Source organism: uncultured Mucilaginibacter sp., assembly GCF_937859865.1.
In the GTDB taxonomy this organism is placed as follows: domain Bacteria; phylum Bacteroidota; class Bacteroidia; order Sphingobacteriales; family Sphingobacteriaceae; genus Mucilaginibacter_A.
In genome coordinates this window covers 1-10,127 of record NZ_CALMAT010000054.1, presented here as the reverse complement: position 1 = coordinate 10,127, position 10,127 = coordinate 1, and the positions used below count along the sequence as shown (strand labels likewise).

The following is a 10,127-nucleotide window of genomic DNA, read 5'->3' as shown; positions in this document are numbered from 1 at the left end:
CAATTTACTGCTTTTTTAGCAGTTGCACAACCTTTTTCCTAAATGCACTACGGGTATCTTATGGTTAATATTGTTTGTAAAAAAAATGATACGTTTTAACTAATAATTGATAGGATTTGGATAATTAACCGCAACAAAACCTTTTTTCTTTACACCATAGATTTAGAAGTGTTATCCTAATGAAGTTACTATCATATTTTCACCCTTGATCCCATATTTAATTATAAATCAAGCATTCCTAATCTTATACTACATTTAATTAACTGCTATTTTTCTCTATTATGTTACTAAATCGTTTATTATCATTTTTTAAACCCTTTTAACAAAAACTGCTTATGAAAATTAATTTACTTAAAATTTCAGGGTTGTCTGTGCTTTTTTTGCTCCAAAACCCTGCATTTTCAAAGGATGCTGCATGGGCAAGCGCAGGAAAAACTTTGAACAGTGAAGTGCTAGGCCTGAAGGTCCAAGCGCAAAGAAGTGTGACCGGAACTGTGGTAGATAACAAGAACGTACCGATCACGGGGGTTGTTGTCAGGAACATAACCACAGGAGCATCTGTTGCGACAGATGTGAACGGGCATTTCAGCATTGAAGCAGGAGCGGACGATACGATCAGCTTTTCTTTCATTGGTTTTGTTACACAAACCCGAAAAGCAGGTGCGCAAAGCAATTTGACCATCAAACTTGTTTCGTCTAATACAAATTTGACCGAGGTAGTTGTAGTAGGCTACGGAACTCAAACCAAACCAGAATTAACTTCGGCGACATCTACAGTAAAGCCGGAGGATTTCAGACAAAGTGGCTCACGCAATCCGCTTGACCTCATTCAGGGTAAGGTTCCGGGTCTTAATATAACCAGGACTGGCGGTGGCTCTAACCCAAATGGTGGTGTTTCTATACAATTGCGTGGTGCAGTAACCGTAACAGGCAGTGCAAGCCCGTTAATAGTAATTGACGGTATTCCCGGAGGCAATTTGGACCTTTTGCAGCAGGACGATATTGCATCAATTGATGTATTAAAAGATGGGTCTGGTGCAGCAATTTATGGAACAAGCGCCAACGCCGGGGTAATCTTAATCACTACAAAAAAAGGTAAACCTGGCCCGCCCCAGTTTAATTATTCATCTTATGCAAGAAAAGAATACTATCAAAAATTTCTGGATTTTCTTACGCCGGATGAGTTTCGGCAACGGATTGCTTCAGGTGATATTAAACAAAAAGATTTTGGCAGCTCAACTAATTTCTTAGATCAGTTAATAAACCATGATAACCTTTCGCAAAACCATAACCTAGCTATATCAGGAGGCACGGATAAAACAAGCTATAGGGCAAGTTTAAATTACCGTGATTTACAAGGTATTGCTAAAGCAAACGAAAGAAAAGAGTACACATTAAGATTTAGCGTTAATCAAACTGGTTTAAATGACCGTTTAAAAATGCAGGTTGATTTGGCTACAAATTTTAATAATGCCAACTTGTTAGGCGGAGGCGGCTGGGAAGATGAGTTAACAAAAAACCCTACTTTATCTAACTTTAATCCGGATGGGAGCTATCGCTTTGATCTAACCAGCACTAATCAATATGCGCGTTTGTTTCAAGAAACCAGTTACCGTAAACAACAAACCAGTTCAGCCGATGTAAAGGTAGATTTAACGCTTGTAAAAGGCTTAACGGCTACGGCGTTTGGCTCTGTGGTTAGAGATAGTTATGTGGACGGACAGTACCGCTTAAAAGCAAGCGAAAACTCACTTGAAAACACCAGTTTTCCAGGTGGCGGATATGCTTACAGAGGTACTTTTTTAGGCCAGGATTTTGCATTTGAACCAACTCTATCCTATAAAACAACCATTGCCAACAGTCATAATATAACTGCGATTGCTGGTTACAGTTACCGTTATCACATAGAGGAAGGCTTTAATGCCTCTAACCGTGGGTTTATCAATGATTTATTTCACGAAGATAACCTTGCCCAAGGTTCTGCAAATGCACTTGGAAAAGCGAGCCTTAACAGTAATAAAAACGACAATACCCTTATTGCGCTTTTCGGAAGGGTAAATTATTCTTACAATGGCAAGTACCTTGCTCAGTTTATATTAAGAAGGGAAGGTTCTTCCAGGTTTGGCGATAATAACAAATTCGGCTACTTCCCGGCAGTTTCCGCAGGCTGGAACATTACAGAAGAGGATTTTATGAAAAATCTATCTTTTGTTAATTATTTAAAATTGCGGGTTGGTTACGGTATTACAGGTAATAGCGGTTTTGCCAATAATGCATCTCGGGTAACCCTTGGTGGCGGTGGCATCTACTTGTTTCCGGATGGTTCTTACAATCAAACTTACGGGCCTAACAGAAACCCTAACCCTAATTTAAAATGGGAAACAAAAAGAGAGATAAATATTGGTTTGGATTATGGTTTTATAAAAAACCGGTTAACAGGATCATTGGATTTGTTTAAACGCACTACAAAAGATTTGTTAGACACTTATACCTCTCCTCAACCACCATTTATACAGTCAAGTATATATGCTAATGTTGGTACTATTTCTTCAAAAGGTATCGAGCTTGGGTTAAGCTATGCAGCAATAAAACAGCATAATTTTCGCTGGGATATGGATTTTACGGCCAGTACGCTTAGAAATACATTAGATTCTTACTCCAACGATCAATACAAAGTACTTTACAAAACATTTGGGGGGATAGGAGGTGCCGGGGCATTAGGGGATGCAATTACTACTTATCAGGGTGGTGCGCTTGGCGAATTTTGGGGCAAACGCTTTGCTGGGTTTACACCCGATGGTAAATGGTTGTTTTATAACAGAAATGGAGACAAAGTTACAAACGATAAAATTAATAACTCCAAAGATCGAAATGTAACAGACTTAGCCCGTATAGGTAATGCCATACCCAAATATTATGCTTCCTGGACAAATACATTTGTGTACAAAAATTTTGATTTGAGAATATTTTTAAGAGGCAAATTTGATTATGATATTTTAAATACGACAGCGCTTTCTTACGCAAATAGAACCTGGAGCGGAAACTTGCTTGAAAGCACATTTACTAAATACAGACAGATTAACGATACTTACCAATATTCTGATTATTACATTGAAAAAGGCACTTATGTAAAATTGGATGAGGTTACATTAGGCTACAATTTTAAGTTTAAAACGAAATTAGTTCATGGCGTTCGTTTATATGTAACCGGACAGAATTTAGCAACTATAACAGGCTATACCGGAAGCGACCCTGATTTTATTCAGGATACTGGTTTAGGTCCTGGTGTAGACAATAGAAGTGCTTACCCAAGTACTAGATCATTTTTAGTAGGATTAAACGTTGGATTTTAACATAAAAGAAATGAAAAATAAATTAATTTTATACTTATCGCTTACTGTAATATTTTGTACCGCTGCTTGTAAAAAGCAGCTTCAGGAACATGCTTACGATCAATTACTGGCAGATAATTTTTACAACAACAAAACAGAGGTTTTATCGGCTGTATTAAGGCCTTATACCCATGCCAATGCCTGGGTTACCCCTTCTGGCCAGGATGGCTGGTGGAGGGCTGCGGAAATGTCAGGCGATCAATTAGCCTGGCCAACCAAAGGCAGGCATGGCGAAGATGGCGGTAAATGGAAAAGGTTTCATTACCATACCTGGACAACTGATGAAGACGGTTTAAATGCTGCCTGGTCGCTTATGTATTGGGGAATGGGCTTGTGTACCGACCCTATAGAACAGATCAGTAAAAGGGATATTGCAAAAATGGGAATAACGCAAGCTGAAAAGGATTCTTACATTGCAGAGTTAAAGTTGTTAAGGGCTTTTACTTATCTTAAATTAATGGACCTCTTTGGAAACATCCCGGTAGTAACCCAAATTGGTATTCCGGCCAAACCCGAAACTCAATCAAGGGCCGATGTTTTCAAATTTATTGAAAGCGAAATCAAGTCAAACATAGCAGCAGCACCTAAATTGTCAAGAACACAGATTGGGCGTATGTCTCAAGCGGGCGGTTATGCTATGCTGGTAGACCTTTATTTAAATGCAGAAGCTTGGACGGGTACAGCACGCTGGGATGACTGTATTTCAGCCGCAGATCAATTAATTAATAATGTTGGCGGTGGTGCTAATGGAGCATTGGCACTTGACCCAAATATCACAGATCAGTTTAAAACTACCAACGACTTATCAAAAGAGGTTATATTTTCTATTGCTTACAATTACAGTGTCGCGAATTTTGAACCGGGATGGCCGGGAGAGTTCTACCACTTTAAACAACAGGAAATTTATGGTGGCGGCCGGAACGGGAACGATGGTATTGTTGTCATCCCTGGTGTTTATTCTACTTATGATGCAGCAGATTTACGAAGATCAAATTGGTTGCTAATCGGCCCTATGGTTAAATTTGCAGACGGAAAAACACCTGTTTTAGCATCTGAAGAGTATAATGGATCACAATTGGTATTTGTAGATAACATCCAAAAAAACAAAGTAGGTTCTACCGTTTCAACAATGAGCGAAGGAGAGGAAAACAGCGGTGTCCGTTTTAATAAATATAAACTTGGGAACCAAATCCCAGGCCCTGGCGGCGTACCTGCTATTGACCCAAACTATGATAACACCGATTGGGACATCTACCGCTTAACCTGGATTTATTTTGCCAAAGCTGAGGCAATCATGCGCAAAAATGGAGGTGTGGCTACTGCTGATGCCGTTAAATTAATAAACGATTGTAAAAAACGCGCTTTCACCGAGCAGGATTTTGTTACAAGAGCTTACACTTCGGCAACACTTACTATGGATGAACTGTTGGCCGAACGCGGAAGGGAATTTATTTTTGAAGGCTTTAGAAGAGATGATTTGATCCGCTTTGGAAAATTTGCTACCGGAACTTGGTGGGACCATACGCCTACATCCCCAACAAGGGCACTTTACCCGATACCTCAGCAACAACGCGACTTAAACTCAAACCTGAAACAAAACCCCGGGTATAATTAACATAAACAAGATAAGATGCTTTAAAAAGGCATCTTATCTTGTTTTAAGCAAAATTAAAAGAAACAAAAAGTCATTAAATTTATCAGTTGTTGCCATACTTGTTTTACTACCTAAAAATCATCAAAGCTTTTTAAGGTACACCTCACCAATTTTTTAGTGCTAAAAGAAGCATTATAATATTTAGGATGTAACTTTAAATTAAACCTCAAAAACCTATCTTAGCCCCGTTAACTGGTTTATCAACCTAATTGATTGTTAATATTTGAAAAAGCTGTCGGTACAAAGTAATACCAGTAGTAGCTTCCAGATATTATGAGGGCTTTAAAACAGCTTCTGAAATGAAAAAAACTACTCTTTTAAGTACTTTGTTCTTGTTTGCCCTGCTTCCATTTCAGCAGTTGAAAGCGCAGGATGTTACCCGTAAAAATGGTTATACACTTACTTTTGAAAGTAATTATGCCGCGTTCGACCCTGCTTTGAAGAAACGGCTGGTCGAAACTTTTTTTATCGTTTACCCAAAACTCGCCAAAGAATACAACCCGGAAACTTCAAAACAGGTTACGTTTTTTGTAGATACTGCTTATAAAGGTGTTGCCGCAACTTCAAACGGCAGGGTTGTTTTTAGTCCCGCATATATGAGCAAACATCCGCAAGACGTGGATGTGGTTACACATGAAGTGATGCACATCGTACAAGATTATGGCGAAAGCGTTGGCCCGGGATGGCTAACAGAAGGCATTGCCGATTATGCCCGTTATCAATTTGGCGTGGACAATGCCGGTGCCAAATGGACTTTGCCGGATGTAAAACCAACCCAAAGCTATAAAAACAGCTACCGCATTACAGCCAGGTTTTTTGCCTGGATGCAAGCCAAAGTAAAACCGGGCATCATCAAAGCTGTAGATAAAAGCCTGCGCGACCATACTTATACAGATGATATCTGGAAAACGCTGACTGGAAAAAATTTAGACGAACTTTGGGCCGAGTACCTAAAAAACCCGGCAATAGCATAAACATCACTAACATCAATGAAGAAACTACTTATTGCACTATTAAGCCTTGGCGCGGCAACAGCTTCTGCGCAAATGGTAACCCAGGTTACTGATCCGGTTGAATGGATCAACCCGTTGATGGGTTCTGCTTCAAAACCAAGCTTGTCTAACGGAAATACTTATCCGGCTATCGCATTGCCTTGGGGAATGAATACCTGGACGCCGCAAACCGGCAGAATGGGCGATGGCTGGGCTTATACTTATGATGCCGACAAAATCCGCGGGTTTAAACAAACCCACCAACCATCGCCCTGGATGAACGATTACGGCGCTTTTGCTATTATGCCCGGCAACGGAAAGCTGAAATTTACCGACGATGACAGGGCGAGTTGGTTTAGCCACAAAGCAGAAGTATCCAAACCCTATTATTACAGCGTTTTTTTAGCAGATCCGGATGTAACCACCGAAATTACACCGACAGAAAGGGCCGCACAGTTCCGCTTCACGTTCCCTAAATCCGACAGTTCTTTTGTGGTTATTGATGCTTTGGACAAAGGTTCCTATATCAAGATCATGCCAAAAGAAAGAAAAGTGATTGGTTATACCACCAAATACGCCCGCGGGCCGATTCCCAAAAACTTTAAAAACTACTTTGTTATTTATTTTGATAAAGATTTTAGTTTGGCAAAAATCTGGTCGGGCAATCAACTAAACAACCAGGATTTGGAACTGCAAAGCGACCGTACCGGTGCCGTTATTGGTTTCAAAACTACTAAAGGCGAAAAAGTAGGGCTAAAAACAGCATCGTCTTTTATCAGCTTTGAGCAGGCAGACCTCAACCTAAAAAGAGAACTGGGCAACGATTCTTTTGACGCAACCAAGGCAAAAGCAAAAGCGGTGTGGAACAAAACTTTAAGCAGGATTTCGGTAGAAGGCGGAACGGTAGACCAGGTGCATACTTTTTACTCTTGCGTGTACCGCACGTTATTCTTCCCAAACAAAATGTATGAGGTTAATGCCAGTAACAAAATTGTGCATTGGAGCCCGTACAACGGAGAAATTTTGCCAGGATATATGTTTGCCGGTACCGGTTTTTGGGATACTTTCCGTGCGCTTTATCCTTTTCTCAACCTGGTTTACCCTTCCATCAACAAAGAGATGCAGCAAGGTTTGATCAACGATTATAAAGAAGGCGGCTGGCTGCCCGAATGGAGCAGCCCGGGCTATGCGAATATTATGGTGGGCAACAATTCGGCTTCTGTGGTTTCTGATGCTTATATCAAAGGAGGTCGCGGTTATGATATCAATATCCTTTGGGAAGCTTTAAAACACGATGCCGACAACCAAGGGCCGATTGATGCTGTTGGCCGGAACGGGGTTAAATATTACAACGAGCTGGGCTATGTGCCTTATGATGTAAAAATCAGTGAGAATGCTGCCAAAACTTTAGAGTATGCTTACGATGACTTTACCATTTACCAATTGGGCCGTGCTTTGGGCAAACCAACTTCTGAGATAGCCATTTACAAAAAAAGGGCAATGAACTACAAAAACCTTTTCGATCCTTCATCCGGTTTAATGCGTGGTAAAAATGCCGACGGAACGTTTCAAAGCCCTTTCAACCCGTTTAGATGGGGCGGCGCGTTTACAGAAGGGAACAGTTGGCATTACACCTGGTCCGTTTTTCAGGACGTGGATGGCTTGGCAAAGCTGATGGGCGGCCATGAAAAATTTGTAACCAAACTGGATTCTGTTTTTTCTATGCCACCTGTTTTTGATGACAGTGCTTATGGTGGCGTGATCCATGAAATCCGCGAAATGCAAATTGCAGATATGGGCCAATATGCACATGGCAACCAGCCCATCCAGCACATGATCTACTTGTACAATTTTGGCGGTGCGCCTTATAAAACACAATATTGGGCACGTGAAACCATGAACAGGATGTACAGGGCTACTCCTGATGGTTATTGTGGCGATGAGGACAACGGCCAAACCTCTGCCTGGTACGTGTTTTCGGCGATGGGTTTTTATCCGGTAACGCCTGCAACAGACCAGTATGTTTTGGGCGCGCCATTGTTTAAAAAGATAACTTTAAATTTAGAAAGCGGAAAAACTGTGGTAATCAACGCTCCTGCCAACAGTGCCGAAAACCGCTACGTGCAATCGTTGCAAATGGACGGAAAGCCGTATTCAAAAAACTGGATCAGCCATAGCAGCTTGCAAAAAGGCGCGGTATTAAACTTCAGTATGTCATCTGTACCAAACAAGCAAAGAGGTTCAAACCCGGCAGATTTTCCGTATTCGTTATCAACCGAAAAATAATCACTTCGGAAAGGCTAAAGATACTTAATGCCGGGAAAATGGAGTTATTATCAAAAGCCGGATGAACTTTATTGAGAACATTTTTAGATGCTTCTTTTATCGCATAAAAATCAGTGCGCTTCAGGCACAAAATTTATAGGCATAAAAGAAGCATTATAAATTGCTTTCGGATAAAGGCTGTAATAAAAATATAAACTATCTTTAGCAATCAAAACCATTAAACCAATACATTAAAAATTACTTTTTAAAAAGAACACGATGCTTCTTTTACCAGGTAAAAATTAACCCTGTTGCTGTGTTTTTGATAGCTGATTGCTGACAACGACTATTAACCAATTTCTATTTTGTTTTTATGAGTGATTTTCAAATCAAAAAATCAGGTACCACTTATGATGCTGTAATTGTTGGCTCGGGCGCCGGCGGCGGTATGGCCGGTTATGTTTTGGCACATGCAGGCTTAAAAGTATTGATGCTGGAGGCCGGCGCGTATTTTGACCCGGCCAAAGATTCGCAGCAATTGAAATTCCCGTACGAATCACCAAGAAGAGGGGCCGCCACCACGCGCCCTTTCGGCGATTTTGACGCAGCTTACGGCGGCTGGGAACTGGATGGCGAACCTTATACCACTAAAGATAAAACAGAATTCAATTGGTTTCGGGCAAGGATGCTGGGCGGCCGCACCAACCATTGGGGCCGTATCTCGTTGCGGATGGGCCCAAACGATTTTAAAAGCCATCATTTAGATGGTTTGACCGATGATTGGCCGATTAGTTATGCCGATGTAAAACCCTTTTATGATAAAGTTGACCGGCTAATTGGCGTATACGGTACCGTGGAAGGACTGGAAAACGAACCGGATGGCATCTTTTTGCCTCCGCCAAAACCACGCCTTAACGAATTGTTTATCAAACAAGGCGCAACCAAAGCCGGCGTAAAAGTAATTACGGGCAGAGGTTCGGTTTTGACAGAGGCTTTGCCCAACAACAAAGACCGCGGTTCGTGCTTCTATTGCGGGCAATGCGGCCGTAGCTGCAAGGTTTATGCAGATTTTTCTTCTTCCTCTTGTTTGGTTATCCCAGCCGTAAAAACCGGTAATTTAAAGGTAATTACCAATGCCATGGTGCGCGAAGTTTTGACCGGCCATGATGGCCAGGCCACCGGCGTTTCTTATGTGGACAGGAAAGATTTGCAGGAATACCAGGTGAATGCCAAAATTGTGATTTTGGGTGCCAGTGCCGGAGAAACAGCGCGTTTGCTGCTTAACTCCGTCTCGGCCAATCACCCCGGCGGCCTGGCAAACAGCAGCGGCATTGTTGGTAAATACATTCATGATTCTACAGGCGCAAGTTTGGGCGGTTTTTTACCGCAGTTGATGGACCGCAAACGCTACAACGAAGACGGCGTAGGCAGCGTGCATATTTATACGCCTTGGTGGTTGGACAATAAAAAACTGGATTTTCCGCGCGGTTACCATATCGAGTATGGCGGCGGCCTGCATATGCCTTCTTATGGTTTTTCGGGTGGCATCCAAGGTTTTAACGGACTGGTGCCGGGGCGCGATGGCAAAAAGAAAGAAGCGGGCGGCTTTGGTGTTTCTTTAAAAGATGATTACCGCCGTTTTTATGGCACACAAGTTGGCATGGCAGGCCGCGGTACCGCTATCGCAAGAGAAGACAACTATTGCGAAATAGACCCTAACGTAGTGGACAAATATGGTATCCCTGTTTTAAGGTTTCATTATAAATGGACGGATGCTGAAATTAAACAGGCAAAACACATGCAGGAAACCTTTCAGTCTATCAT

At 41.6% G+C, this 10,127-nt stretch carries 5 protein-coding genes; all 5 read left to right on the top strand.

Annotated features, from left to right (window positions below):
- Positions 1–335 precede the first annotated feature (335 nt).
- Complete coding sequence (locus tag Q0192_RS06205) at positions 336–3,353, top strand: SusC/RagA family TonB-linked outer membrane protein (RefSeq protein ID WP_299287708.1); 3,018 nt, start codon at positions 336–338, stop codon at positions 3,351–3,353.
- A gap of 10 nt (positions 3,354–3,363) precedes the next feature.
- Positions 3,364–5,007: a RagB/SusD family nutrient uptake outer membrane protein gene (locus Q0192_RS06200; RefSeq protein WP_299287706.1), complete on the top strand. Its 1,644-nt coding sequence runs from the start codon at positions 3,364–3,366 to the stop codon at positions 5,005–5,007.
- 338 nt (positions 5,008–5,345) lie between these two features.
- Positions 5,346–6,020, top strand: coding sequence for a basic secretory protein-like protein (locus Q0192_RS06195; protein WP_299287703.1), 675 nt, complete (start codon positions 5,346–5,348; stop codon positions 6,018–6,020).
- Positions 6,021–6,035: 15 nt separating this feature from the next.
- Positions 6,036–8,324 carry a GH92 family glycosyl hydrolase gene (locus tag Q0192_RS06190; protein ID WP_299287700.1) on the top strand — a complete coding sequence of 763 codons (2,289 nt, stop codon included), beginning with the start codon at positions 6,036–6,038 and terminating at the stop codon, positions 8,322–8,324.
- A gap of 352 nt (positions 8,325–8,676) precedes the next feature.
- On the top strand, positions 8,677–10,127 hold a 1,451-nt coding region (locus tag Q0192_RS06185; protein WP_299287697.1), incomplete at its 3' end, for a GMC family oxidoreductase.

What these genes read in the sequence shown, in the direction of transcription:
- Q0192_RS06205 (WP_299287708.1), top strand. Translation starts at nt 336, where the DNA reads ATGAAAATTAATTTACTTAAAATTTCAGGGTTGTCTGTGCTTTTTTTG.
- Q0192_RS06200 (WP_299287706.1), top strand. Translation starts at nt 3,364, where the DNA reads ATGAAAAATAAATTAATTTTATACTTATCGCTTACTGTAATATTTTGT.
- Q0192_RS06195 (WP_299287703.1), top strand. Translation starts at nt 5,346, where the DNA reads ATGAAAAAAACTACTCTTTTAAGTACTTTGTTCTTGTTTGCCCTGCTT.
- Q0192_RS06190 (WP_299287700.1), top strand. Translation starts at nt 6,036, where the DNA reads ATGAAGAAACTACTTATTGCACTATTAAGCCTTGGCGCGGCAACAGCT.